Raw genomic sequence first — 24,286 nt, forward strand, 5'->3', positions numbered from 1 at the left:
CTTTTTGGCGAGCAGTAGCGGCTTATGGATAAATTTGAGGCAATGCAACGTTTTGTGGCGGTTGCACAAAGTGGCAGTTTTACGCGAGCAGCAGAATTACTTGATTTGCCTAAGTCGAGCATTTCCAATGCGGTGCAATTCTTGGAAAAAAAGCTGGCAACTCGCTTACTTCATCGCAGCACGCGCAGCGTTACGCTTACTCAGGATGGTGAAGTTTACCTTCAGCAGTGTAGGTCTATTTTGCGGGAGTTAGACGCTGTAGAAAGCCAATTTCGTCAAGCGGATGAAATACGCGGTGTCCTTCGGGTGGATATGCCTAGCCGATTTGCTAGCACCATTGTGCTGCCTCACTTAGCCGAATGGCTAGAGCGTTACCCACAAGTTAAAATCAAGATAAGCAGTGCTGATTACCAAATCGACCCAGTGAAAGAGGGCGTTGATTGTTTAATTAGAGTGGGAGAGCTGCAAGATAGCCAGCTCATTGCAAAACCCTTATGTAACTATCAAATCTACAACTGTGCTAGTCCCAGTTATTTGCAGCGTTATGGAGTACCAAAGCAGCTTAGTGAACTAGCCAAGCATTATTTAATCGATTATGCGCCTAAAATGGGCAATAGCGCTGCCGAGTTTGAATACCTTGATAAAGGACAGCGCCAAGTATTTGAAATGCCCAGTAGGCTGGCAGTAAATGGCACCGATGCTTATATGGCAGCATGTGAGGCTGGCTTAGGCATTATTCAAGTTCCGGCTATGGGAGCGGCCTTACAGCTTAAAAGTGGGGCCATACAACGTATTTTGCCAGATATTGAGGTTCCATCGATGCCGGTCTCAATTCTCTATTCGTCACGTCGACAGTTGCCGCAGCGATTAAGTTTGTTTATGGAATGGCTACAAGATTTGATGAAGCGTCTAGCAGCAAGCAGTTTGATATGAAAAAGAGAGAACTGCCTGACGGTCGTCAGGCAGTCATATAGAGCTTAAAGGTAACGCTGGCGCAAGTGTTGCTCGAAGTAACGGGTGTTTAAGGTTTCTCCGGTAGCACGACTTACCAGCTCATCGGTGTCGTAAATACTGGCTTGTGACCAAATATTTTGTTGCAGCCAAGCAAAAACTTCATTGTAGTTGCCCTCTGCCACCGCTTTCGGTGTGTCGGGTTTGGCTTTAACTAAAGCCGCGTGGAATTGTGCGGCGTACATTGCGCCTAGCGAGTAAGAAGGGAAGTATCCAATTAACCCTGCTGGCCAATGCACGTCTTGCATGCAGCCATCGCGATAATTTCCTTTGGTAGACAAACCTAAATATTGCTGCATTTTTTGATCCCACAACTCGGGGATATCTGCCACTTTAATATCTTGATTGATTAGGTCGCGTTCTAGCTCGTACCGCAGCATTACATGGGCAGGATAAGTCAGCTCATCGGCGTCTATTCGAATATAACCCGGCTTAACACTTAAATAGTGCTGCTTAAGTTCTTCAAGTTGCATAGGCTGCTGCTGGCATAAGTGCTGATTAACTAAGGGTAATAGTTGCTCAACAAAGGCTTGGCTGCGGCCTAATTGCATTTCAAAGAATAAACTCTGGCTCTCGTGTATACCCATAGAACGGGCTTGTCCCACCGGTAAATCAAGATAATCTAGCGGAAGGTTTTGCTCATACCTTGCGTGACCTGTTTCGTGCACAATGCCCATTAATGAACGGGTGAAATCTTCATCTTCGTAACGCGTGGTTATACGTACATCACTGGGAACTCCGCCACAAAACGGGTGAGCGCTTACATCTAGTCGGCCATGCTTAAAGTCAAATTGCAGTTTTTCCATCACCGCTAAACCTAGTTTCTTTTGTTGTTCACTAGGGTAGGGGCCATTTAACGTTAATTTCGGCCAATTAGCTTGTTTGTCGACCACTTGAGTTATTAAGTCTGGCAGCCAAGATTGTAGCTCACCAAATACTTTATCTAAGCGCTGCATTTGCATGCCTGGTTCGTATAAATCGAGCATGGCATCGTAAGGGTTTAAGCCGGTTTTATCTGCCCGGATTTGCGCCTCTTCAATGGCTAGCTGCATTACTGCTTGCAAGTTAACTTGGAAGGCTTTCCAATCATTAGCACCGCGTTGCTCACGCCAAGCATGCTCACAGTGGGCTGTGGCTAGCGATTTAGCTTTAACCAAATCGGCGGGAAGAGCGGTTTGATTGCGCCAGCTGCGAGACATTTCTCGCAGCGAAGCCTGTTGCATCGGGTTAAGGTTTTCTTGCTGTGCTTGTTCTAGCCATTGTTCCATTTCTGGGCGGGTGGACTTTTCATGAATAATCACCGCTAGTTCTGCTAAGGCTTCGGCGCGAGCTTGGTTACCGCCATCTGGCATCATGGTGGCCTGATCCCAGCCACAAATCGAATTTAAGTGAGAGAGTTTAGACAGGTGTTTAAAGTGCTCACAGAGCTGTTGATAAGCAGTTTGCTTAGTCATAGTTGTTCCTAGCTTAGGCTAAACGGCGAGCATGACGCTCACGGTTATCGAGTTTTTGTAACTCACTTTTTTTGAGTAGTACGTAAATGGCGCCAGTACCACCGTGCATTGTTTGGGCGCTGTGAATGGCCAACACCGCGTCTATTTGCGGTAACCACTGGCTCACATAGCTTTTTAATAGTGCTGGTGGGTCACTGTTATGGCCTTTACCCGGAATAATTAGTGCGCTACGGATATTGAGCTTTTGGCATTGCTTAATAAAACTAATTATTTCGCTGCGGGCTTTTTCTAAGCGAAATTTATGTAAATCCAATTTGGCTTGAATTTCATATTTGCCTAAGCGTAGTTTTTTAAACACGCCTTGTTGTAAGCCTGACTTTTTGAAAGACACCACATCGTCGGGGTGCAGTAAGGTAACATTCTCTAAAGAAAGGTAATCTTGAGATGTAGCAAGGTGCTCGGCGGCTGCTTGTTGCCTAGCTTTTTTAGCCGCTTCGTTAAGGCTGTCGCCAGCCGATACCACGGCATCTTGCTTTAAGGGTTTTATTCCAGCCACTTCCTGCTGGAACAGATCAAATTCATCAGACATAAAAGAACTCCTGAACAACGAAGTTCCTTCTTTATAGATGAGAGCAGACAGCGGTGCAACCGCTGCGTAAGCTTATTTTTGCTGAGGGTCGCTTTGGCGGATTTTTTTCAAGAAATAAAATGTATAAAATCCCATCAAAGCAATGGTGGTGGCAATCACCGTCACCGACATTAATCCAATGCTATTACCAAAGAGTAAGTCTAACCAAAGTTCCATTGCTAATACTCCTTTTAAGTAGGAGTAATTAGCATAAATTGCTCAAGGAAAGGTCAAATTGATGTTGGTCAATTTGTCGCCGGATCAACTTCACGGATTGAGTAACCCAGTTTTTTTAGCTCATCGAGCAAACCTTGTTCTCCGTATAAGTGCATAGCACCAACTACCACAAAACTGGTATTGCTTAAGTTGGTAAGTTGTCGCATCCATTTGTGGTTGCGCTCAAATAGCAATTTTTCCAATACGTATTCGGCATCGTGTTGGAACATTGGGTCATCGTTAAGTAAAGCCAGTAGCTTTTGGTTCTCACCATTATTCCAGTGGCTTACGAGTTGATTGAACAAGCTAGGTACTTGCTCAAAGTCATCCAAGGTTTGCTCTAATAAAGGTACTTGAATACTGGCTAGGCTGCTTAAGGCTTCTATTTGCTCGGCAAAGCTTTCTAACTGATGGATCGACAGCTGGCTTTGTTGCGCTCGCTGCATGAAATGTAGATCAAGCCCTAACTCAGGCTCAAAGCCTAAGGCTTGCATTTGCAACTGGCTAAGTACCACTGCTACATACCAGGGCTGCATGTTATCGAAAATAGAAGGTGAGATCCCAAGCTGTTGGCTGCGTTGCTTAAGTTGGTCTAAATAATCAGCACTTATTTTGTCAGCTAATTTCTCACCGCTCGGCAATTGGCTAGCGTGCTGCAATAGCTGTTGGTCGCTGCTGGAAACAGACGATACGTCCATTTCTATCACTAGGCGCTCACTGCGCTCAAAGGCATCAATAAAGGGTTTAGGTAAGGGATAAAATGCTTCGCTGCCTAGATGAATAGAGCCAAACAAGTAGAGCTGTTGCTGGTCTTTACTGGCTAGCCAAAGAGAGGGTTCTGCAGCTATTTGGCTGCTAGAGAACAGCAGCAATAAAGTACTTAAGCGATTAAGCCAAGGTTTCATAGTTTATCCATGCTTAGGAACAGAAAACTACTTTAGCATGAGTCGCTTAAGTGGCGAGCAGCTTCAGCCTTTTTTAAGGATATTATCGAGCAATGAAACAGGTAATATTCGACGCAGCCAAGCAAACAAGTGGGTAGGGAAGGTAACGTAGTAACGCGCTTTAGGTGTTGGTTTTTCAAGTGCGTGCAATAGGGCTTTATACACCGCGCTAGCGGGTAGCGTAAATTTTCTGCTTGGGCCCTCTTGCTCTAAGCGCTCTAGCGTTTTCTGGTAAGCGCTTTGGTGGCGAGTATTGTTGGCATCAATATTTTGTTCAAAGGCGGCTTTAGCATTTTGCCTAAACATGCTGGTAATAGGGCCTGGTTCAATGAGCGAAACATGTAGCGGCGTATTGGCTAATTCTAAACGTAGGGTATCGGTGTAGCCTTCTAGGGCGAACTTACTGGCGTTGTAGGCTCCGCGATACTTCATCGCCACTAAGCCAAGTACCGAACTGTTTTGAATAATCCGCCCGTGTTGCTGCTGTAACATATGAGCTACTGCTAAACGGCTTAAGTGATGCCAGCCAAATAGATTGGTTTCGAACTGTTGGCGAAGCGCTTGAGTGGGCAGATCCTCTAGCGCACCAGGTTGACCATAGGCACCATTATTAAACAAAGCATCAATTTTACCATTAGCCAAGGCTAGCGCTTGTTGCCAGCCTTGCTCAATAGAGCTTTCGCTATCTAGATCAAGCGTTACACATTGCAAACCACTTGTTTGTAGCGTTTTCACATCGTCGTCTTTACGGCAAGAGGCGATAACATTGTAGCCGCGCTGTTGTAATTCTTTGGCGCAATAAAGCCCAATGCCACTACTACACCCGGTGATTAAAATGCTGTTGATTGGTTTGCTCAAGCAATGCCCTGTATTTTCTTTTCGTAGGCCTTATCAACAAGTTGGTATTCAATTTGTTGATTAACAAGTTCGTAATCTTGAACAAATTGACAGCCCAGTGCAAATTCATTTCGCTCGTTAGGGGTATTTTTTATTTGGCAGGTAAGAATTACTGGCTCGTCGCGCTTAGGAAAGCGGGTTTGTAGCTGTAAGTTTTTGTCTTTTAATACATTGATATTGAACTTGTTAGCGGCGCTTGGCACAAACTTACAACCACGTTCAGAGATATCTTTTAGCACTCCACGCAACACGTGTTTTGAATCAAGGTGCAGGGTTGCTGGCTGATAACACTCATAACGGTCATATTTACGCAGTGGCATAGACATAACGTTTTGTGGATATTGCAAAATCATCCAACGAGCGGGCTCATTAATTAATGCCACAATTTCTGAGCGGAAGGCGATGAGTTTACCGTCCCAATGAAAGCGCGCATTTACTTCGCAGCCTGCACTAATAAGATTGATACCAGTGCTTGAATCGACACCATTAAGGCGGCAAATAATGTAGCTCTTTTTGTCTACGCCTATCCAGTAGCCTTTGTAATCGGCTGCCTTTTTAAAGCGAGTGGTAATATTAAGGCTTAGTCCGCAGTTTGGCGGCACTTTGTGAAACTGTACTTGATCCATAAGGGTAAAACTTCAAATCCGTTTGTGCGATCATTCAGGTTCGACCACTTTGATGTGTGATCAGTTGCGCAGATTCTAGCGGATTAATTGTCAAAAAAACATCTTGAAAATTCATTGGAGTGAACAAGTTTTATTAGCTTCAAAGTCAATAGTTGAAAGGCCTAGATAAAGCTTAGCTACATCAACACCTTAGTATTAGTAGAGGCTCGAAAGGTTATTAGCGTAGTTAGTAAGCAAGCTATTCTTCATCAAAAAGAATAGTTAGAGCGAGCTTAGAATAGGGGCTATTGCTTACTTCAAGTCGCGCTAACAATTTAAAGCTAGGGCTAGTCAAGCTTTGGCAATAGACCCCTATTGATCGGTTTAAGTGGCGCTAAGACTGCCAAAATGATTTCTCGGCTTCTCGTAACGCATCTGCTCTACTCACCCCAATGTCTTTTAGCAAATAGTCGGGAAGCTTAGCTAATTCACGACGGCTTTTTCGGCGCGCCAATAGCATATCCAATTTACTAAGTATGTTGCTTAAGTTTAGTTTAGGTGATGTTAAAGCTTGGTGTTGTTGGCTTGTCTTTGCTTGGCTAATAATGTTCATAACAAAACTCCTTTGGGCTGCTGACGGTTAAAAAGTACGCTATATTGGAGGTCAGTGACAAACGACTTAAATTGACTCTTAGTTAAGGAAAACTTAAGTGAGTGACCGAATGCCTCCCTTGCAAGGGCTTTATTACTTCTACGTGGCTGCAGAAATGGGCAGCTTCAAAGCTGCTGCAGAAAAGCTATTTGTAAGTGCAGCAGCAATGAGCCAGCAGATCCGTCAGTTAGAAGAGAGAATTGATGTGCAGCTGTTTGAGCGTCAGCATCGTAGAGTAGTGTTAACCGCTGAGGGTGAAACCTTGCATCATTACGCTAAACAAGCATTTAGAACCCTACAGGACGGCGTACGCCAAGTAAGCCTCGATCCCGATCCAAACAGCATGTCTTTGTCGGTGTTGCCGTCTTTTGCCCAGCATTGGCTAGTGCCTCGTTTAGGTGAGTTTAGCCAACTACACCCAAATCTATCGGTAATGCTAATGCCAAAAAATAGTTTGATAGATTTTCGCCAAGATAGGGTCGATTTATGTGTGCGTTATGGCTTGGGAGATTACCCAGGTTTACATGCCGCTAAGCTAATGGATGATCATCTCTATCCTGTTTGTCATCCATTGTATTTAGAGCAACATCCAGAGGTGTGCTTAAACGATTTGAGTAAACACACGCTGATTGATGACGCGAGGCCTGATATGAATTGGCAGTATTGGTTAGAGCTAGCAGGTTTTAACTCCAGCGTGCCTAAGGCCAATTTATTGTATCAAGGTGCTCATGTGGTAATTGAAGGCGCGCTAGCTGTTCAAGGTATCGCTTTAGTAAGGCACAGCTTGGCGTGGAAGTATATCCAACAAGGTTTACTGGTTAAGTTGGGGGACGTAGAGGTAAAACCGCGTTATCGGTATTACTTGGTAGCACCAAAGCCTTATTTTAAACGAGAGAAAATTAAGCAATTTAGTGAGTGGATTAATCAGCAAGCTCAGCAGTTTTGGCTAGAGGGGGAGGTGCTGCGAAGTAAAAGCAAAATTGTTAACGCGCCACTAATAAAAAATTGAATACAGCTCTATCTGCAGCAGCAAGCCTTGTGATTAACAAGGCTCTATAATTGCTAACGTAGGGTGGGTTAGTTGCTTAGCTCTGCTTCGTTGTTAGCGGCTTGCTTGGCTAACATTGGTTTTTCTGGTTCAACAATATCAATGCGGGTGGCCTCTAGGGTGGCCCAGCTTTTACCGTTGCGGATAATTTCTGCTTTAACCAAGTGATAATCTAATTCAGGCGCCAACCACAACCAGGTGCTGCGGCCTTCTCGTTTTTTCTGCTCCACTTTTAGCGCTTCAAAAGTACCGAGTATGGTTTCTACGGTTTCTTCAGCGACGACGGTGAAACGGTAGTTATCCACTTCATCAATCACATTGTAGTGATAATCTAAATCTTTTAAGCCTTTCTTTAAGTCGTTTTGTAATTGTACCGAGAAGCCTGCTGCATCCATTAACTGGTGCACGTTGTCTGGTGCTTCAAAATGGTGCCTTTCACCATCAACATCAACGATTAAACCGCCTTTACGATCTGGGTGGCCGGTAACTCGTGTGGTGGAAAATAGATTACTTTGTTTGAGTACAAAGCCTAAGGTTTTTACATCTTGTTGGTGATAGGTAAAGCGAGATGTATCGTCGTATTTCAGGCCGCCGGCGAGGGCTGTACCAATACTTTTAATTTGAAAGGTATCGTTACCCAAATCAATCAGTTGGCGATAGCCTTTGGCAATGGGGATGCCTTTAAAATCTGCGCGGTATTCGGCCTCAAAGGGCAGTACCTCTGCAATACTGGTGGTGGCAACTAACAAAGCTGAAAGTGCTATAGCTTTTGAATACGACATAACATTAACCCCAAACATCTTCGACTAATTATAGCCGCCATAGTATGACAAAGCTTAGCGCGAAAATGAAAATAAAAAAAAGGCTCCGTAAAGGAGCCTTAGTATTCAGTGCTATTTAGTGATTAAGCTTTTGCTTTAGTCGCTTTTTTAGCAGCTGGTTTTTTAGCTTTTTGAGACTCAGCTTCTGCACTATCTGCTGCTTCGGTGTATGGACGACCGTAGTAAGAATCAAGTAGAACTTGTTTCAATTCAGCAATTAGTGGGTAACGTGGGTTTGCACCAGTACATTGGTCATCAAACGCGTCTACCGCTAGTTCGTCAACTTTAGCTAGGAAGTCAGCCTCGTTCACGCCTGCATCTTTAATAGATAGAGGAATGTTCAATTCAACTTTCAACTCGTCTAACCAAGTTAGAAGGGCGTTAAGCTTAGTTTCAGTGTTACCTTCACGGAAGCCTAAGTGCTCAGCAACTTCTGCGTAACGAGCACGAGCCTTAGGACGGTCGTACTGAGAGAACGCAGTTTGTTTAGTTGGCGTGTTAGTCGCGTTGAAACGAATTGTGTTAGTTAGCAACAATGCGTTAGCCAAACCGTGTGGTACGTGGAACTCTGCACCTAGTTTGTGAGCCATTGAGTGACACACACCTAAGAAAGAGTTAGCAAACGCGATACCAGCGATAGTAGCGGCATTGTGTACTTTCTCACGAGCTACTGGGTCAGCTTTACCGTTTTGGTAAGAGCTTGGTAAGTATTCTTTAAGCATCTTAAGTGCTTGCAGAGCTTGACCGTCTGAGTATTCGTTAGCTAGTACAGAAACGTAAGCTTCCATAGCGTGAGTAACCGCATCGTAACCACCGAAGGCACATAGTGACTTAGGCATATCCATTACTAGGTTAGCATCAACAACAGCCATGTTAGGCGTTAGTTCGTAGTCAGCTAGTGGGTATTTCTGACCAGTAGTGTCGTCAGTTACAACCGCAAACGGAGTTACTTCTGAACCAGTACCTGAAGTAGTAGTAATACATACTAGTTCAGCTTTTGAACCCATTTTAGGGAACTTGTAAATACGTTTACGGATGTCCATAAAGCGCATTGATAAGTCTTCGAAGTCAGTTTCTGGGTGCTCGTACATTACCCACATGATCTTCGCAGCATCCATTGGTGAACCACCACCAACAGCAAGAATTACGTCTGGCTGGTAGTTGTGACAAGCTTCAGCGCCTTTCTTCACAATAGACAGAGTAGGATCTGCTTCTACATCGTGGAATACTTCAACTTCCATGCCTTTTTCTTTAAGGATGGCACGTAGGTCGTCGATGTAACCGTTGTTGAATAGGAAGTTATCAGTAACAACCATTGCACGTTTCTTGCCGTCTAGGTCGTCCATTGCGATTGGTAATGAACCACGACGGAAGTAGATTGACTTAGGTAGTTTATGCCACAACATGTTCTCAGCTCGCTTCGCAACAATTTTCTTATTGATAAGGTGTTTTGGACCCACGTTTTCAGAAATCGCGTTACCACCCCAAGAACCACAACCTAGCGTTAGAGAAGGTGCTAGTTCGAAGTTGTAAAGGTCACCAATACCACCGTGAGAAGAAGGCGTATTGATAAGAATACGTGCAGTCTTCATTTTGTCGCCAAAGTAAGCGATACGGTCAGCGTTTGCGTCTTGGTCTGTGTAAAGTACAGACGTGTGACCAACACCACCGATGTCTAATACGATACCAGCTTGGCGAACAGCGTCTTCAAAGTCTGTCGCTTTGTAAACACCTAGAGTTGGAGATAGTTTCTCGTGTGAGAACTCGTCATCGTAAGATGCCTCTAGGCCTTCACCGATTAAGATCTTAGTTGCTTTTGGTACAGTTACGCCAGCTAGCTCAGCAATTTTGTATGCTGGTTGGCCAACGATTTTAGCGTTAAGCGCGCCGTTAATCATAAGTACTTTACGTACTTTATCTGCGTCTGCTTTGCTTAGTACTGCTGCGCCGTATTTAGCGAAACGAGCAATTACTTCGTCGTACTTAGATTCAACAATGATAGCTGCTTGCTCAGAAGCACAGATAACACCGTTATCAAAAGTCTTAGACATAAGAATAGAAGAAACAGCACGTTTAACGTCTGCAGTTTCGTCAATTACTACTGGCGTGTTACCAGCACCAACACCAATTGCAGGCTTACCAGATGAGTAAGCAGCTTTAACCATACCTGGACCACCAGTTGCAAGAATTAGCGCGATGTCTTCGTGCTTCATTAGTGCGTTAGATAGTTCTACAGAAGGAGTATCAATCCAGCCAATAATGTCTTTTGGCGCACCAGCAGCGATAGCAGCATCAAGTACTAATTTAGCCGCAAAGTTAGTTGCGTTTTTAGCACGTGGGTGTGGAGAGAAGATACAACCGTTACGCGTTTTAAGGCTGATTAGCGCTTTAAAGATAGCGGTAGAAGTTGGGTTAGTGGTTGGTACGATGGCACAAACAATACCTACTGGCTCAGCGATAGTAATAGTACCGCCTTCGTCGTTACGTTCGATAACGCCACAAGTTAGAGTATCTTTGTATTTGTTGTAGATGAACTCAGAAGCGAAGTGGTTTTTGATCACTTTATCTTCCATTATGCCCATGCCAGACTCTTCAGCCGCCATACGAGCTAGTTCAATACGTGCTGTAGAAGCAGCGAGTGACGCAGCGCGGAAAATCTTGTCCACTTGTTCTTGGCTGTAAGATGCGAATTCAGCTTGCGCCGCCTTCACTCGAGCAACCATTGCGTTTAACTCATCAATATTACCTACAGGCATCCTGTTCTCCTCATTTAAACTAAAACTAATTAGTAAACCAACACTGATAGTTCAATCCGCCTCAGTATAGACCGTAAATCACCGTTCTAGTGGTTTAGTAATTAACTTTCACCAGCAATTATAGGTAGCCCTTTAGTGGTACAACTTGATCCAGATCATGTGTTGCTAAGTTACAAATGTAAAAAAATCACGAAATATTTTCGGCTAATTTTACAGAATCAATCAGTATTCAGGCAAAAAGTGTAAATTTTTTACCAATTTTGCTACTCCGATCAAATTTGTAGTTTCTTCTCAATTTATCTACGTTAACAGTAAGTTTTGACGTATTTTTTAGATGCTAGCTTAACCTAGTGAATTAACAATAAAAACCCAATAATTCTTGAGAATAATCAGGAATCTTCACTAATAAAAAGCAACTTATTATTTGTTGTTTCTTTGATTCGGGTGTAGCATCTGGCGTTGATGTGCGTTTTATTAGAATATTGTACTGATTTAATATTCATGTAAAGTGAATGGAAATTTCACAAACGGCCTAGTTATAGCCAAATGTGTCAATATGGAGATGAAAATGAAAACTGCTAAAACTTTAGCTGCCAGCCTCGTTAGTGCTGCGATCCTAAGTACTTTCACCACTGCCTCTTTTGCTGCTGATGTTCCTGCTGGCGTTAAACTTGCCCCAGTACAGGAACTAGTACGTGGTAACGGCACCGAGCCTGCTTCCCTAGACCCTCACAAAACCGAAGGCGTGCCAGAATCTAATGTGATTCGTGAGCTACTTGAAGGTTTAGTAAATCAAGATGGCGACGGAAACCTGGTACCTGGCGTAGCAGAATCTTGGGAAACTGAAGATAACCTTACCTTCGTATTTCACCTTCGCAAAGATGCAAAATGGTCTAATGGCGATGCATTAACCGCCCACGATTTTGAATATAGTTTCAAACGCGCAGTTGATCCAAAAACCGCAGCGCCTTATTCGTGGTACCTAGAAATGACCACCATGGTAAATGCAGCAGACATTATCAATGGTAAGAAAGACGCCTCTGAATTAGCAGTTAAAGCGCTTGATGACTACACCTTAGAAATTAAACTAGAGCAAGCACTACCATACTTTGTTGCGATGACGTCGCACACTACGCTGAAGCCAGTGCACAAAGCTACTGTTGAAAAGTTCGGTGATAAGTGGACTTTACCAGCTAACTTTGTGGGTAACGGTGCTTACAAAGTATCTGAATGGGTAGTGAATGAAAAAATCGTTATGGAGCGTAACGAAAACTACTGGGATAACGACAAAACCGTTATCAACAAAGTGACTTACCTACCAATCGAGAACCAAGTTACTGACATGAACCGCTTCTTAGCGGGCGAAATTGATATGACTTACGAAATGGCTAACGAGCACTTTAAGCGCATGCAAAAAGAGCAGCCAGATTCGTTAAAAGTAACGCCTTACTTATGTTCTTACTACTACGGCTTTAACAACAAAAAAGCACCATTTGATGATGTTCGCGTACGTAAAGCTTTGTCTTACGCCATTGACCGTGACGCAGTAGCTAAGTTTATCGTAGGTAAAGGTGAGCTGCCTGCTTACAACTTTGCACACCAAAAAGTGGCTGGCCTACAAGTAGATACGCCAGATTACGCTACTTGGTCGCAAAAAGAGCGTAATGCAAAAGCTGCTGAGCTACTAGCCGAAGTAGGTTACGGTAAAGACAAGCCACTAGAGTTTACCCTGTTATACAACACTAGCGAAAACCACAAGAAGATCGCTATTGCTGTAGCTTCTATGTGGAAGAAAACGCTTGGTGTTAAAGTAAACCTAGAGAACCAAGAGTGGAAAACCTTCCTAGATAACCGTCGTAACGGTAACTACGATGTAACCCGTGCCGGCTGGTGTGGTGATTACAACGAAGCGTCAACCTTCCTTTCGTTAATGCAGAGCAATAACGGTAACAACGACCAGTTCTACAACAGCCCAGCTTACGATGGCTTTATGAATGCAGCTATGTCAGCGGTTGATGATGCTGTTCGTGGCGATAACTACCGCCAAGCAGAGGCACAACTTGCTCAAGACATGCCGCTTGCTCCAATCTACCACTACGTAAATGCGCGTTTGGTTAAGCCAACAGTTGGTGGCTACCCAATGAACAACGCCGAAGACAAAATTTACACTAAAGATCTATACATTATTGCCAAATAGTTGATGGTCTTTTGTAAGGCACCTTATGCTTAAGGTGCCTTATTTTGTTGTTAGCTACGCTAATTCAATTACAGCAATAAACATAAGCTGGAAAATCGAATGATTAAGTTCATCTTAAAACGAATGCTAGAAGCAATACCTACGCTATTGGTATTGATTACTATCACCTTCTTTATGATGCGTTTTGCCCCGGGAAGCCCATTCTCTGGTGAGCGCTCACTTCCGCCTGAAGTCTTAGCCAATATCGAGGCTAAGTACGGTTTGGATAAACCGGTACTGGAGCAATACTTCTCTTACTTAGGCAATTTGGCACAAGGCGATCTTGGGCCATCATTCAAATATAAAGACTACACCGTGAATGAACTTGTGGCGCAAGCCCTGCCGGTGTCAGCAAAAATTGGCTCTATTGCCTTTATCTTTACAGTGTTGATGGGCGTGTCTGTAGGCACGCTGGCTGCACTAAAACAAAATACCTGGATGGACTTTAGCATTATGTCCACGGCAATGGCCGGGGTGGTGATGCCCTCCTTTGTGCTTGCGCCCACCTTGGTTTATATCTTTGCGATTAAGTTGCAATGGTTACCCGCAGGGGGGTGGAACGGGGGGCAGTGGCAATACATTATTCTACCTATGTTAGGCATGTCACTGCTTTACGTGGCCTCATTTGCGCGGATTATGCGCGGCAGCATGATTGAAGTATTAAGCTCTAACTTTATCCGCACCGCCAAAGCCAAAGGTTTGCCATATCGTTACATTATTGTGCGCCACGCGCTTCGCCCTGCTTTGTTACCAGTAGTGTCTTACATGGGCCCAGCTTTTGTAGGCATTATTACTGGCTCGGTAGTGATTGAGACCATTTTTGGCTTGCCTGGTTTTGGTAAGTTGTTTGTGAATGGAGCGCTTAACCGAGACTACTCCTTAGTATTAGGTCTCACCATTTTAATTGGTACCTTTACCATTGTTTTCAACGCGATTGTAGACATCTTGTATGCCTTCATCGATCCGAAAATTCGCTACTAGGAGGCTGCAATGTTAGATAACAAACAAAACAGCGATGCTATTAGTGAATTCGCAGATAAGTTAGAAATTGAAGGCCGCAGTTTGTGGCAAGATGCGCGTATGCGTTTCATGCGTAACCGCGCTGCCATGGTAAGTTTAGGCATATTGGTATTCATCACTTTGTTAGTGATGTTTGGCTCTCACCTTAGTGAGTTTGCCTTTGACGATACCGACTGGGGAGCCATGCACCATGGGCCATCTATTGAAAGTGGTCATTACTTTGGTACCGACTCTTTAGGTCGAGATATGTTTGTTCGTACCTTATTGGGCGGACAAATCTCGTTGTTGGTAGGTGTGATGGGCGCTTTTGTCGCGGTACTTATTGGTACCCTTTATGGCGCTACTTCGGGCTTTTTAGGTGGCACCGTAGACCGAGTAATGATGCGTTTGCTAGAGATCCTCTACGGCATTCCATTCATGTTCTTTGTAATTTTGCTGGTGACCTTTTTTGGCCGCAATATTTTCTTGGTGTTTGTTGCCATTGGCGCAGTGTCTTGGTTAGACATGGCGCGTATTGTTCGTGGCCAAACCTTAAGTCTTAAAAACAAAGAGTTTATTGAAGCTGCCGAAGTGTGTGGTGTATCCAAATGGAAAATTATCACCCGCCACATTGTGCCTAATGTATTAGGCATTGTTGCGGTATATGCCACGCTGCTAGTACCACAAATGATTCTTACTGAATCGTTTTTAAGCTTCTTAGGTTTGGGTGTACAAGAGCCAATGACCTCGTGGGGAGCTTTGTTGCAAGACGGCTCGCAAACCATGGAAATTGCCATTTGGCAGCTATTATATCCAGCTGCATTTATGGTGGTCACGCTGTTTAGTTTTAACTATGTAGGCGACGGTTTACGTGATGCCTTAGATCCAAAAGATCGCTAAGGCAGGGGCAGAGTAATGAGTTTATTAAATGTAAAAGACCTTCGTGTAGAGTTTTCTACCCCCGAAGGCAGCGTAACCGCAGTGAACGATTTAACTTTTTCACTGGAAGCAGGGCAAACCTTGGGTATTGTTGGTGAGTCAGGTTCAGGTAAAAGCCAAACCGCTTTTGCCTTAATGGGCTTACTGGCAAAAAACGGTACTATTAGCGGCGAAGCTTTGTTTAACGGCCAGCAAGTTCTTAACTTGCCAGAGCAACAGTTAAACGCCATCCGCGCCGAGAAAATCTCGATGATTTTCCAAGATCCGATGACCTCGCTAAACCCTTACATGAAAGTGGGTGAGCAGCTAAAAGAGGTGCTTCGCTTGCATAAGGGCATGAGTAATCGTGAAGCCCACGTAGAAGCCGTTCGTATGCTTGACGCAGTTAAAATGCCGGAAGCAGAAAAACGTATGGCGATGTACCCCCATGAGTTCTCGGGTGGTATGCGTCAGCGAGTAATGATTGCTATGGCTTTGCTGTGTAAACCACAGCTGCTAATTGCCGATGAGCCAACTACGGCCTTAGATGTAACGGTTCAAGCGCAAATAATGACACTGTTAAACGAACTGAAGAGTGAGTTTAATACGGCAATTATTATGATTACTCACGATCTAGGTGTAGTTGCCGGTATCTGTGACAAAGTATTGGTTATGTACGCTGGCCGCACCATGGAATATGGCACGGCTAAAGAAGTGTTTTATCAACCTAGTCATCCGTATACCGAAGGTTTGTTAAAAGCGATCCCACGCTTGGATACCGAAGGTGAAATATTGCCGACTATTCCGGGTAATCCACCTAACTTACTTAAGCTTCCACAGGGCTGCCCGTTCCAAGAACGTTGCCATAGAGTGAGCGATCACTGTCGCCAGCAAAGCCCTGAGCTAAGCACTTTTGCTAATCAGCGTCAGCGTGCTTGCCACAATGATTTCCACTTAAGCGGAGGCCAATAGGATGAGTGATAAAGCCTTATTGCTAGATGTAGTGGATTTAAAAGTCTATTTCAAAATTAAAAATGCCAAAGCCCTGCCTTGGACACCTGCTGCCACCTTAAAAGCGGTAGACGGCGTGTCGCTTAAGCTTTACCAAGGGGAAACCTTGGGGGTAGTCGGTGAATCGGGCTGTGGTAAGTCTACCTTCGCCCGTGCGGTGATTGGTTTGGTGCCAGCCGAAGCAGGCAAGGTAGTGTGGTTAGGCCAAGACTTAACCGAGCTCGAACAAAAGAATCTGCGCGAAAAACGCAAAGAGATTCAAATGATCTTCCAAGACCCGCTAGCATCACTAAACCCAAGAATGACGGTTGGCGATATTATTGCCGAGCCATTGCGTACTTTTTACCCAAACCTCAGCAGGGCTGAAGTAAAACAAAAAGTGCAAAAAATGATGATGCGGGTGGGCTTGTTACCAAACGTAATTAACCGTTATCCGCATGAATTCTCGGGCGGGCAGTGTCAGCGTATTGGTATTGCCCGAGCGTTAATTCTAGAGCCGAAGATGATCATTTGTGATGAACCTGTATCGGCGCTCGACGTATCGATTCAGGCGCAGGTAGTTAATCTGCTTAAAGAGCTGCAAGCAGAAATGGGCTTAAGCCTTATTTTCATCGCTCACGATCTTTCGGTAGTGAAGCACATCTCCGATCGTGTATTGGTAATGTACTTGGGTAACTCGGTTGAATTAGGCACGGCTAAGGCCCTGTTTGATAAACCCACGCACCCTTATACCAAAGCGTTGATGTCGGCAGTGCCTATTCCCGATCCGGATTTAGAGCGCGGCAAAACCATTGAACTGCTAGAGGGCGATTTACCTTCGCCAATTAGTCCACCTTCGGGTTGCGTATTTCGCACACGTTGCCCCATAGCCACCGAGCAATGTGCTAAAACTAAACCCGCTTTAGTGGGGGGGGATGAGCACTCGGTAAGCTGTTTACACACCTCAGTGTAGCAGTATTGATGTGGTTAAAAAGCCAGGTTAAAACCTGGCTTTTTTGTAGTAGTTCTCGGCCTTACTCTATATCGAAATGTGCTACCAATAAGCTTACTGCCATGATTTCCATAATAAGTGCTGGGTGAATGTTAACTATATTACTTCTTTACACCGCTGGTTACGCTGAAGTACTCAAAGAAGCAGTCATTGGATAAGCTTACTTTGTTGAGTTAGTTGTTATTATGATTGGTTTTGTTAGGGTATGATTTCCCAAGCATTTGGCCTTAAGAGCTGCACAGCACTGTTAAGTGACCATTACCAAATAACTAGATAAGGTTTGAGTTATGGGGAAGTTTATTGTTGTGCTGTTACTCTCGTTGTCAGCTAACTCAGCCATAGCTAAGGAATGTGTTGTATTGCTACATGGAATGGCACGTTCAGAAGACTCTATGGAAAAAATGTCCAAACAACTTAAAAGTGACGGATACAAAGTTTCAAATTATGGTTACCCATCAACTAGCTTAGAAATAGAAGACATAGCCTCGAAACATGTACCTCAAGCAATAGCGGATTGTGGTAATGCAAAGGTGGTACATTTTGTCACTCATTCGCTAGGCGGTATTGTGCTGCGAAAATATTTAAGTGAAAACAGCATAATACCACTTGGCCGGGTTGTAATGTTGGGTCCTCCTAACCAGGGTAGTGAGGTAGTCGATGCGCTAAAGCATGTCCCGGGATTTGAGTTTATAAATGGTCCCGCCGGCTCGCAGCTTGGCACCGAGGAAGATAGTGTTCCTAATTCGCTTGGACCTGTCACTTATCCGGTTGGCATTATTGCGGGGAGTTCCACTTTCAATCCGTTGCTGTCACAAATGTTGCCCAACCCCGATGATGGAAAGGTGTCCGTTGAACGAACTAAAGTAGCGGGTATGACTGACCACGTGGTTTTACCTGTCACGCATACATTTATGATGCGTAATGATGAAGTTATAAGCCAAGTAAAGCGCTTCCTAAAAACGGGAGAATTCGAACATTAGTGTCGTAGAAGCTAAGTTCTGACTGGTAGATATTAAACACCAAGTAAGTTTTAAGTTCTAAAGCCCCAGCATGCATCAATTAGTTTGATCATCAGTTCTTTAGAAACGCCATCATGATCAAGTTCTGGTAAATACTCGACAAAATCAGCGCCAATAAATTTACTGCTGGAAGCTAGAGTATGAACAAGGTGAATGGCTTCTCTAGCGCTTAAACCCCCTACATTTGGAGTAGCGCAGGCTCTAAAAGTACTTCCCTCTAAGGCATCGTAGTCAAAAGATAAATAGAGGTGATCATAATGGCTTTCGATGTGTGAGCTTAGTTTCTTTAAAACTGTGTTAATGCCTAGGCGGTCAATACTCGCCATATCATAATTGGTGATCCGATGGTCATTGATAAGCCGGTGCTCATTTGGCATTAAGTCTCGTATCGCTACATAAAAAACGTCTTCTGGCTTTATTGCAATCTCGGGGTTAATTGACCAACCATTGTGCGGATATTTATCCATTAACATGGCTAATGGTTTGTCATGCAAATTACTGGCAAGGCTATTATTACAATCGGCATGGGCATCAACCCAAATCACAGCCACCTTCTTGCCTTGCTGTTTTTGATAATACTCCATTGTTGCTTGCAGCGTACCTACTGCGATCGAGTGGTCGCCGCCTATAGCGATGGGTGTGCGTCCAGCGCTATAACTGGCCAGCAGTTTGGTTTTCAACTCAGCACTATAGGCTGATAAAGCGGCTTCTTTCTTACCTGCAGCGATTAAAGACAATACTTCTGCCGATACTGCTACATCACCAAGATCTTGGATATCTCAATTCCAGCGGGTGTTTCTAACGCTTATCCATTCGCTTAATCCAACCCAAGTCTGCTGATTTAAGCATCGAAGCCCGTCCACCGTATTTTGTTTGGTGGTGACGTAGCCCAGTTGATTAAAAGGCGCACCAATTATATCGAAGCATCTGCTCATGAACTGCCTTGTATAAATGAAAATGTATTCTCATTACAATCAATAATGTGAGTCATCAATCCACCCCAACATTGCTTTTCTGGGGGGCCGGTAAATACAACACCGCGTTCGGTTAATGTGTTGTAAAGTTGAAGAATGTTGGATACTTCAATACTGAATCCTAAAAATCTAGCACTTTCAAATTCACCTTTTTCTTCGAGCTCTAGCAATAGTTGAGCATTATCTAGCTGGAACCCAATGTAGCCTTCTGATACCGCTCCAAACACTTTGGTTAGCCCGAGTTTTTCTGTATAGAATTTTTCTGATTCTATAAGGCATCGGCAAGGGATCCGCAAGGTACTCACTTTCATTTTCTGCTCTCCGAGTGTTAACTCTTAGAATCATTTTGTTGGTTTAAATGGCTTGATTCATATAGCCACACCATACGATCTAAAAACCACATTTTAGTGAGGTAGATATAGACAACCCCTTGCAATGTAACGCTTATATTTAAGCACCACAAGCCATAGATAAGGACTAAACAACTGAGCCCTTGCAGGATGTTTAGTATGTTTATAGCTGTTGCGTGAGAATCTGGAATGGGCTTAGATTTACGGTTGATTAATATGCGCTCACCCAACACAGCTTTGGCTGCCCAGCTACTGTAATCCTTTGGTTTAGAAAACAAAGTTGGGTTTATCCAAAGCCAAAAAATAAGTATCGAAATAGGGACAAGGCAGTACCAGCCGATCCAAACTCGTGACCAAATGCCTAATACAATAAATGGCAATGTGGCAAATCTTGTCCACACAGACCAAGGGTTCGCATGTTTTAGCCAACTCTCGTCTTTGGGAAGGAACAGTTTGGATAAGGCTTTATCTAGTTTCAAGTAAGACCCCGGTTAATGCTTCAGCGTTACATAAACATCTTATTATTACTTAAATTGGCTTTATGTTATCGGCAAGCATGTCTAAGTATTTGGTAAAGCGCTTTTGTCTGGTTTCGGGCCTTTTAGCACTAAGTAGGCCGTGAGCTATAACATAGCGACTCGATTTAGTAAGTGATTCATAAAACTGTTGTGCCTGTGGTTTTAGCGCTAATGCCGTTAAAAAGTCTGCGGGGACTTCCATTTCACTTACCGCGTAGGCATTCTCCCACCTTCCGTCAGCTTTGGCTGCCTCTACTTGCAATAGGCCGGGTTTGGTCATTCGACCCTCGTTTATTAACCGCTCTACGTGTTTTCTGTTTCTTTTCGACCAAGTGCTACGGGGTTTTCTGGGAGAAATTCGCTGTAAATATGCATGCTCGTCAATCGACTTTTTTACTCCGTCAATCCAACCCCAGCAAAGAGCTTCAATTACTACTTCATCCCAAGTTACGCTTGCTAGGTTTGTTTTCTTCTTGAATATTTTTATCCACAGTTCAGTTTGGGTTGCGTGATTAATTTTGAGCCAACGACCAAGCTCTTGTGGCGTTGTAAAGGTGATAACTTTGCTTAAATCTGGTTTAGGCATGTTGGCTGGCTCTCTTAAACGACATGATCGTTAGTGCAATTTGTGCAGTACCCAAATTACACTCACGTGACTTTTATAGCAACAAAACAATCAATGTAGCATAAGGTAATTGCCTAAATAGCGTGTTTTTGTAAGCAAGCTATTGCAATTAGCTGTGTTGGAATTTTTGTTTTTCTGAACAGCAATTGTTGTTACGTTTTTGCTTTATAGAGTTTTTACAGCACGCTTTATGGCTATGCTTTTTTGTATGTTGTAGGGAAGGGCGAGCAAGCTCTAGCGATTTAAGTTCTATCATTGGGCTTTGGCTTACGGTATTCAACGTCACGCGAGCGTTGGTTTTAAACACTTTAATCCCCATCGCAAGCAATCTATTTAAAGCTTTCTCTCCAATATTTTTAACAATAACAGCGTCTACGTTTAGCTGGCATAGCTGTTCAAAGATGGCTATTTTGCTGTTGCATGATAGCTCATGGTTAGCTTGGTGAGTAATTTCATCGAGTAACTCGGTATCGCTAAAAACGCTAAAGCTTGGTGCTTTCATAAAGTGGTTAGCTACTTGGCCTTGGTTATTTGGAACGGCATAAATCATAGTTCAGATTCCTCATCGGCAAAAACAAGGGCTTTTCCTTCTACCAAACATGTCGCTATTTTAAAGCGTGCTTGGCTAATTATATTGCCAAAGGTTTGTCGGGAAACGCCCATTTCTGTGGCTGCTTCTAATTGGCTCATCTTGAGTTGGTCGGCAAGTCGTAGGGCTTCAAACTCTTCCGGTAGAATTTCTAGCTGACTTAAACGACTCATAGGTACGCCATTGGGTTTAAAGCAGTTATGTGCTGGTCGCCCGCAAATGTGGCGGCATTTTTTGGGTCTGGCCATGTTATCTCCTAAGCTTAAGTTCATTTTCACTATAGATAAATTATTAGCATATGCCAATAATTTATTGATGTTTATTTTTGGCATATGCTATAAATAAACAGGTTTTTACACTTGAGAATTGATGATGGACATTGCTATTCCTTATTCACATAAGCACTGTTTTGCCTGTGGAACGAGTGACTCTTTTGTTACAGCTTTAAATTTACGCTTTATTCGCAGCAAAGCCGGGGGTGTAGAAGCAGCAGTTAGTTTAGATAGGCTTTATCAGGGATATAGCGGGGTGTTGCATGGCGGTATTATTTCTACTCTGCTCGATGCCGCAATGACACATCGTTTATTCGCCGAGGGGGTGGAAGCAATGACTGCTGATTTACATATTCGGTTTGCTAAACCAGTTCCGGTTAATCACGAAGTCCTACTGAGCGCAGATATAGATAGCAGTATAAGAGGGGTGTTTACGCTATCTAGTAAACTGTATTGCGAACAAAGCATTTATGCCTCAGCGAAGGCAAAGTTTATGCGAGCCAACGCTAGTGCATCGAGTTCATTCCTTTCAAGTGATTGTTGAAGAGGGATCTACCATTAACAGCTGATTATGCATCACTAAATTGCTGGTTGAGTTTAAGGGCTAAAATCTGCTTGGCTAAGGTGGCATTGCTGGCATACAACACGCCTTTTTGATTCATAAAGCTGCTAGTTGAGTTATTTAGCTTTAAGGCTCGGCCGTTGCTGTCGCTCACCCAAGCATTGCAGCCTTGGGCAATGCATGAGCTGGCGGCGAAATCCCAAATGCTGCCGCCACCTTGTGTTCGTTTGGCGAGTTTCAAATAAAAGGCGTTTGATTCATCAATTACTGAGCAAGCGTTTACTACGGCTCCAGCAATACTGTTAATTAGCAGTTCAGAATAACCTAAGTGTTTGGCAAGCTGTTGTAATTGCGCCTTAAGTTGCTCAAAGTAAGGCAATTTAAGGCTGCTTCTATCACAATAAAATGTTAGCGAAGTGGAGCTTAAGTCGCATATATTGCTTGGTGTTCTTTGCTCAAACGCAAGCTGTTGCTTAAAACTGTGGTGTTGTTGGGAGTCAGGGTTAAAGTAGCTGTGGTAGAGCGTGTTACTAAAGGGAAGGTAACATACACCCAAAAGTGCTTGACCGGCTTTATTCACTAAAGCAATTGATACCGCGTAACCATCGCCTCCTTCGATAAAGGGCAAGGTGCCATCTAAGGGGTCGATTGCCCAAAAAGCTTCACTGTTAAACCGCGGGTGTTGCGTTAAATCGAAGCCTTCGGTGTTCTCTTCGGCTAGAGTGGCTAGTTGATGCAACTGAGTGATTGGCTTAAGCGTGTTTAAAATTATCCTTTCACAATGTCGGTCTACTTCGGTAACCACTTGCGCGCTTAAACTCAAATCTTGGGATTTATGTTCTACCTCTAGTTTATCTCTTGGGTAAGCGGCAATGTATTCGCCAGCTTGTTTGGCGGCAGTTATTGCAAGTCCTACAAACTGTTGCAGTTGAGCTGAACTAAAGTGACAATTTATCTTAGACTTAGTCATTGCTATTTTCTGCCAAAATTTGGAGAGCCAATTGGGTTTGTTGTTGGCTGTAACTATTTAGCTTCCAGTGACCTGGGCTCCAGCCTTCGAGAAAACGTTCAAAGTCGGCCCAAGCAAAAGGATACAAATCTCGCCATTGTTGCTCCAGCTCTGTAAAGTTAACTTCAGGAACAGCATAGTGTTCAAGGGCTTGTTGTAGCATTTCGAAGTAGTAGTCAAGAATGTTTTGTTGTTGCTCAAAGCACTGTTGTTCACTGAGGCAACTACCTACAAACAGGGCCAAATCTTGGATACCACAACCTTTGCCAACGTACTGAAAATCTACTGCTGCAACTTGGCTAAGTGTTTGATTAAAGCAAAAGTTAGCAAGCTTAGCATCGCCATGAATAAGGCAAAAGTAATCGCTTGATTGCAGATGTTGGTCTATTGCCGATGCTGCTTGTTTAAGGGGTGACTCGGCCATAGCGGCGAGTTCGTCGGGGCGAGTCGCTAAGTGCCAATAGCCGCCTTGAGGCCAAAGTGAAGAGGCTGAGCGTTGCATAAAACGGGCATGAAAATAGGCTAACCATCGGATACAAACTAAAGCTTGCTTGAAGCCTACTTGTTGCCTTATTTCGCTGTAACCCAAAGCATGTAGGTCTTCTAATACGATGCTTTGCTGGTCATCATGCTGGCTTGAATCGATAAGTTGGGGCATATAACTGTGCTGGTCACAATCTTGGGCAAACTGTTGGTACCATGCCAACTCAACTTGGTACGAGTGAACTTTACGTTGGTGTGAGAGAGCGGTATTCCATCCTCGCGGATGTTTCGTTTGCTCTGGAAAAGCGATGTTTTTCACTACCAAGCTTGGGCGAATACCATGCTTAAACTTTACTCTAAGTAGTTCGCCATAGCCTCCCCAGAGGGATTGAATAGTTGTTACCTCAGCAATGCTGCCAGCTTGATTTAGTTGCTTAAGTTTTGCTTGTTGTCGTTCAGATAAAGACATTAAAATAGTGCTGTTTGGTATGAATGGTCATGGTACGACAAGCGAGTTGACGTATCGAGTTTTTCACTAAGGTTTTTGAACGAGATAATCTTGCCTAATTCCGCTTTGTAGGTATTTATAGTATAAGAATATTGACCAACTTATCAGATTTTGCCTTATCCCTGTTTATTAACAATTTTCCAGCCATTTTATGTGACCATCTTGGCATCGAAATCTAGGCAAATAAATT

General features: G+C 43.7%; 26 protein-coding genes. 9 read left to right on the top strand and 17 right to left on the bottom strand.

Features of this window, described 5'->3' with window-relative positions; genetic code table 11:
* Positions 1-24 precede the first annotated feature (24 nt).
* Positions 25-933 carry a LysR family transcriptional regulator gene (locus LQZ07_RS08820; protein WP_152779546.1) on the top strand — a complete coding sequence of 303 codons (909 nt, stop codon included), beginning with the start codon at positions 25-27 and terminating at the stop codon, positions 931-933.
* 44 nt (positions 934-977) lie between these two features.
* Here LQZ07_RS08820 and LQZ07_RS08825 read toward each other — a convergent pair whose 3' ends face one another.
* The 7 genes from LQZ07_RS08825 to LQZ07_RS08855 all read right to left on the bottom strand — a co-directional run bounded on the left by LQZ07_RS08825 (position 978) and on the right by LQZ07_RS08855 (position 6,368).
* The gene (locus LQZ07_RS08825) at positions 978-2,465 is read right to left on the bottom strand and encodes a carboxypeptidase M32 (protein ID WP_152779544.1); all 1,488 of its coding nucleotides are present in this window, start codon (positions 2,463-2,465) and stop codon (positions 978-980) included.
* Positions 2,466-2,478: 13 nt separating this feature from the next.
* The gene (smrA, locus tag LQZ07_RS08830) at positions 2,479-3,054 is read right to left on the bottom strand and encodes a DNA endonuclease SmrA (protein ID WP_016404055.1); all 576 of its coding nucleotides are present in this window, start codon (positions 3,052-3,054) and stop codon (positions 2,479-2,481) included.
* Positions 3,055-3,126: 72 nt separating this feature from the next.
* Positions 3,127-3,270, bottom strand: coding sequence for a DUF3149 domain-containing protein (locus tag LQZ07_RS08835; protein WP_152779542.1), 144 nt, complete (start codon positions 3,268-3,270; stop codon positions 3,127-3,129).
* 68 nt (positions 3,271-3,338) lie between these two features.
* Complete coding sequence (locus LQZ07_RS08840; protein ID WP_152779540.1) at positions 3,339-4,214, bottom strand: TraB/GumN family protein; 876 nt, start codon at positions 4,212-4,214, stop codon at positions 3,339-3,341.
* 63 nt (positions 4,215-4,277) lie between these two features.
* A complete protein-coding gene (locus LQZ07_RS08845) occupies positions 4,278-5,111 on the bottom strand; it encodes an SDR family oxidoreductase (protein WP_152779538.1) in 834 nt (277 codons plus the stop codon).
* Complete coding sequence (locus LQZ07_RS08850) at positions 5,108-5,776, bottom strand: PilZ domain-containing protein (RefSeq protein WP_152779535.1); 669 nt, start codon at positions 5,774-5,776, stop codon at positions 5,108-5,110. The genes LQZ07_RS08845 and LQZ07_RS08850 overlap by 4 nt, the downstream gene beginning before the upstream one ends.
* A 373-nt stretch (positions 5,777-6,149) precedes the next feature.
* On the bottom strand, positions 6,150-6,368 hold the full coding sequence (locus LQZ07_RS08855; protein ID WP_152779533.1) for a DUF1127 domain-containing protein: 219 nt from the start codon (positions 6,366-6,368) through the stop codon (positions 6,150-6,152).
* Between the two features lie 97 nt (positions 6,369-6,465).
* On the opposite strand from LQZ07_RS08855, the gene LQZ07_RS08860 reads away from it, so the two are divergent.
* Positions 6,466-7,416 carry a LysR substrate-binding domain-containing protein gene (locus LQZ07_RS08860; RefSeq protein ID WP_249483609.1) on the top strand — a complete coding sequence of 317 codons (951 nt, stop codon included), beginning with the start codon at positions 6,466-6,468 and terminating at the stop codon, positions 7,414-7,416.
* A gap of 68 nt (positions 7,417-7,484) precedes the next feature.
* On the opposite strand, the gene LQZ07_RS08865 is transcribed toward LQZ07_RS08860, so the two are convergent.
* Together LQZ07_RS08865 and adhE are read right to left on the bottom strand one after the other, a co-directional pair.
* Entirely contained in the window at positions 7,485-8,237 is a 753-nt protein-coding gene (locus LQZ07_RS08865; protein ID WP_194164050.1) for a DUF3108 domain-containing protein, read from the bottom strand.
* Between the two features lie 122 nt (positions 8,238-8,359).
* A complete protein-coding gene (gene adhE / locus LQZ07_RS08870; RefSeq protein ID WP_016402736.1) occupies positions 8,360-11,032 on the bottom strand; it encodes a bifunctional acetaldehyde-CoA/alcohol dehydrogenase in 2,673 nt (890 codons plus the stop codon).
* A 568-nt stretch (positions 11,033-11,600) separates the two neighbouring features.
* Here adhE and LQZ07_RS08875 point away from each other — a divergent pair.
* The 6 genes from LQZ07_RS08875 (at position 11,601) to LQZ07_RS08900 (ending at position 18,167) form a co-directional block, all read left to right on the top strand.
* On the top strand, positions 11,601-13,229 hold the full coding sequence (locus LQZ07_RS08875; protein ID WP_152779530.1) for an ABC transporter substrate-binding protein: 1,629 nt from the start codon (positions 11,601-11,603) through the stop codon (positions 13,227-13,229).
* Between the two features lie 99 nt (positions 13,230-13,328).
* A complete protein-coding gene (gene oppB, locus LQZ07_RS08880; protein ID WP_016402738.1) occupies positions 13,329-14,249 on the top strand; it encodes an oligopeptide ABC transporter permease OppB in 921 nt (306 codons plus the stop codon).
* Between the two features lie 9 nt (positions 14,250-14,258).
* Positions 14,259-15,167: an oligopeptide ABC transporter permease OppC gene (gene oppC, locus LQZ07_RS08885; protein WP_016402739.1), complete on the top strand. Its 909-nt coding sequence runs from the start codon at positions 14,259-14,261 to the stop codon at positions 15,165-15,167.
* A gap of 15 nt (positions 15,168-15,182) precedes the next feature.
* The gene (oppD, locus tag LQZ07_RS08890) at positions 15,183-16,157 is read left to right on the top strand and encodes an oligopeptide ABC transporter ATP-binding protein OppD (protein ID WP_016402740.1); all 975 of its coding nucleotides are present in this window, start codon (positions 15,183-15,185) and stop codon (positions 16,155-16,157) included.
* 1 nt (position 16,158) lies between these two features.
* Positions 16,159-17,148, top strand: coding sequence for a murein tripeptide/oligopeptide ABC transporter ATP binding protein OppF (oppF, locus tag LQZ07_RS08895; protein ID WP_152779528.1), 990 nt, complete (start codon positions 16,159-16,161; stop codon positions 17,146-17,148).
* Positions 17,149-17,474: 326 nt separating this feature from the next.
* The gene (locus LQZ07_RS08900) at positions 17,475-18,167 is read left to right on the top strand and encodes an alpha/beta hydrolase (protein WP_152779526.1); all 693 of its coding nucleotides are present in this window, start codon (positions 17,475-17,477) and stop codon (positions 18,165-18,167) included.
* 50 nt (positions 18,168-18,217) lie between these two features.
* Here LQZ07_RS08900 and LQZ07_RS08905 read toward each other — a convergent pair whose 3' ends face one another.
* From LQZ07_RS08905 to LQZ07_RS08925, 6 genes are all read right to left on the bottom strand, one after another.
* The gene (locus tag LQZ07_RS08905) at positions 18,218-18,982 is read right to left on the bottom strand and encodes an arginase family protein (protein ID WP_256471412.1); all 765 of its coding nucleotides are present in this window, start codon (positions 18,980-18,982) and stop codon (positions 18,218-18,220) included.
* A gap of 155 nt (positions 18,983-19,137) precedes the next feature.
* The gene (locus LQZ07_RS08910; protein ID WP_152779523.1) at positions 19,138-19,491 is read right to left on the bottom strand and encodes a VOC family protein; all 354 of its coding nucleotides are present in this window, start codon (positions 19,489-19,491) and stop codon (positions 19,138-19,140) included.
* Between the two features lie 17 nt (positions 19,492-19,508).
* On the bottom strand, positions 19,509-20,009 hold the full coding sequence (locus LQZ07_RS24670; RefSeq protein ID WP_368666383.1) for a DUF6653 family protein: 501 nt from the start codon (positions 20,007-20,009) through the stop codon (positions 19,509-19,511).
* Positions 20,010-20,058: 49 nt separating this feature from the next.
* Positions 20,059-20,634 carry a YdeI family protein gene (locus tag LQZ07_RS08915; RefSeq protein ID WP_152779521.1) on the bottom strand — a complete coding sequence of 192 codons (576 nt, stop codon included), beginning with the start codon at positions 20,632-20,634 and terminating at the stop codon, positions 20,059-20,061.
* 148 nt (positions 20,635-20,782) lie between these two features.
* Positions 20,783-21,223: a NifB/NifX family molybdenum-iron cluster-binding protein gene (locus LQZ07_RS08920; RefSeq protein WP_152779519.1), complete on the bottom strand. Its 441-nt coding sequence runs from the start codon at positions 21,221-21,223 to the stop codon at positions 20,783-20,785.
* Positions 21,220-21,510, bottom strand: a complete 291-nt coding sequence (locus tag LQZ07_RS08925; RefSeq protein ID WP_152779517.1) for a DUF134 domain-containing protein — start codon at positions 21,508-21,510, stop codon at positions 21,220-21,222. Before LQZ07_RS08925 ends, LQZ07_RS08920 begins: the two co-directional genes overlap by 4 nt.
* Before the next feature lie 121 nt (positions 21,511-21,631).
* Here LQZ07_RS08925 and LQZ07_RS08930 point away from each other — a divergent pair, with 121 nt between their 5' ends.
* Positions 21,632-22,078: a PaaI family thioesterase gene (locus LQZ07_RS08930; RefSeq protein ID WP_152779515.1), complete on the top strand. Its 447-nt coding sequence runs from the start codon at positions 21,632-21,634 to the stop codon at positions 22,076-22,078.
* Between the two features lie 25 nt (positions 22,079-22,103).
* On the opposite strand, the gene LQZ07_RS08935 is transcribed toward LQZ07_RS08930, so the two are convergent.
* Both LQZ07_RS08935 and LQZ07_RS08940 read right to left on the bottom strand, forming a co-directional pair.
* Positions 22,104-23,066, bottom strand: a complete 963-nt coding sequence (locus LQZ07_RS08935) for a 3'(2'),5'-bisphosphate nucleotidase CysQ (protein ID WP_152779513.1) — start codon at positions 23,064-23,066, stop codon at positions 22,104-22,106.
* Positions 23,059-24,057, bottom strand: a complete 999-nt coding sequence (locus LQZ07_RS08940) for an oxidoreductase family protein (RefSeq protein ID WP_152779511.1) — start codon at positions 24,055-24,057, stop codon at positions 23,059-23,061. Before LQZ07_RS08940 ends, LQZ07_RS08935 begins: the two co-directional genes overlap by 8 nt.
* Between the last annotated feature and the right edge of the window lie 229 nt (positions 24,058-24,286).

Origin of the sequence: Agarivorans sp. B2Z047, from assembly GCF_023373605.1 — a bacterium.
Taxonomy (GTDB): domain Bacteria; phylum Pseudomonadota; class Gammaproteobacteria; order Enterobacterales; family Celerinatantimonadaceae; genus Agarivorans; species Agarivorans albus.

Coding starts and splice junctions, on each gene's coding strand:
- LQZ07_RS08820 (WP_152779546.1), top strand. CDS start 25: ATGGATAAATTTGAGGCAATGCAACGTTTTGTGGCGGTTGCACAAAGT.
- LQZ07_RS08825 (WP_152779544.1), bottom strand. CDS start 2,465: ATGACTAAGCAAACTGCTTATCAACAGCTCTGTGAGCACTTTAAACAC.
- smrA (WP_016404055.1), bottom strand. CDS start 3,054: ATGTCTGATGAATTTGATCTGTTCCAGCAGGAAGTGGCTGGAATAAAA.
- LQZ07_RS08835 (WP_152779542.1), bottom strand. CDS start 3,270: ATGGAACTTTGGTTAGACTTACTCTTTGGTAATAGCATTGGATTAATG.
- LQZ07_RS08840 (WP_152779540.1), bottom strand. CDS start 4,214: ATGAAACCTTGGCTTAATCGCTTAAGTACTTTATTGCTGCTGTTCTCT.
- LQZ07_RS08850 (WP_152779535.1), bottom strand. CDS start 5,776: ATGGATCAAGTACAGTTTCACAAAGTGCCGCCAAACTGCGGACTAAGC.
- LQZ07_RS08855 (WP_152779533.1), bottom strand. CDS start 6,368: ATGAACATTATTAGCCAAGCAAAGACAAGCCAACAACACCAAGCTTTA.
- LQZ07_RS08865 (WP_194164050.1), bottom strand. CDS start 8,237: ATGTCGTATTCAAAAGCTATAGCACTTTCAGCTTTGTTAGTTGCCACC.
- adhE (WP_016402736.1), bottom strand. CDS start 11,032: ATGCCTGTAGGTAATATTGATGAGTTAAACGCAATGGTTGCTCGAGTG.
- LQZ07_RS08875 (WP_152779530.1), top strand. CDS start 11,601: ATGAAAACTGCTAAAACTTTAGCTGCCAGCCTCGTTAGTGCTGCGATC.
- oppB (WP_016402738.1), top strand. CDS start 13,329: ATGATTAAGTTCATCTTAAAACGAATGCTAGAAGCAATACCTACGCTA.
- oppC (WP_016402739.1), top strand. CDS start 14,259: ATGTTAGATAACAAACAAAACAGCGATGCTATTAGTGAATTCGCAGAT.
- oppD (WP_016402740.1), top strand. CDS start 15,183: ATGAGTTTATTAAATGTAAAAGACCTTCGTGTAGAGTTTTCTACCCCC.
- oppF (WP_152779528.1), top strand. CDS start 16,159: ATGAGTGATAAAGCCTTATTGCTAGATGTAGTGGATTTAAAAGTCTAT.
- LQZ07_RS08900 (WP_152779526.1), top strand. CDS start 17,475: ATGGGGAAGTTTATTGTTGTGCTGTTACTCTCGTTGTCAGCTAACTCA.
- LQZ07_RS08910 (WP_152779523.1), bottom strand. CDS start 19,491: ATGAAAGTGAGTACCTTGCGGATCCCTTGCCGATGCCTTATAGAATCA.
- LQZ07_RS08915 (WP_152779521.1), bottom strand. CDS start 20,634: ATGCCTAAACCAGATTTAAGCAAAGTTATCACCTTTACAACGCCACAA.
- LQZ07_RS08920 (WP_152779519.1), bottom strand. CDS start 21,223: ATGATTTATGCCGTTCCAAATAACCAAGGCCAAGTAGCTAACCACTTT.
- LQZ07_RS08925 (WP_152779517.1), bottom strand. CDS start 21,510: ATGGCCAGACCCAAAAAATGCCGCCACATTTGCGGGCGACCAGCACAT.
- LQZ07_RS08930 (WP_152779515.1), top strand. CDS start 21,632: ATGATGGACATTGCTATTCCTTATTCACATAAGCACTGTTTTGCCTGT.
- LQZ07_RS08935 (WP_152779513.1), bottom strand. CDS start 23,066: ATGACTAAGTCTAAGATAAATTGTCACTTTAGTTCAGCTCAACTGCAA.
- LQZ07_RS08940 (WP_152779511.1), bottom strand. CDS start 24,057: ATGTCTTTATCTGAACGACAACAAGCAAAACTTAAGCAACTAAATCAA.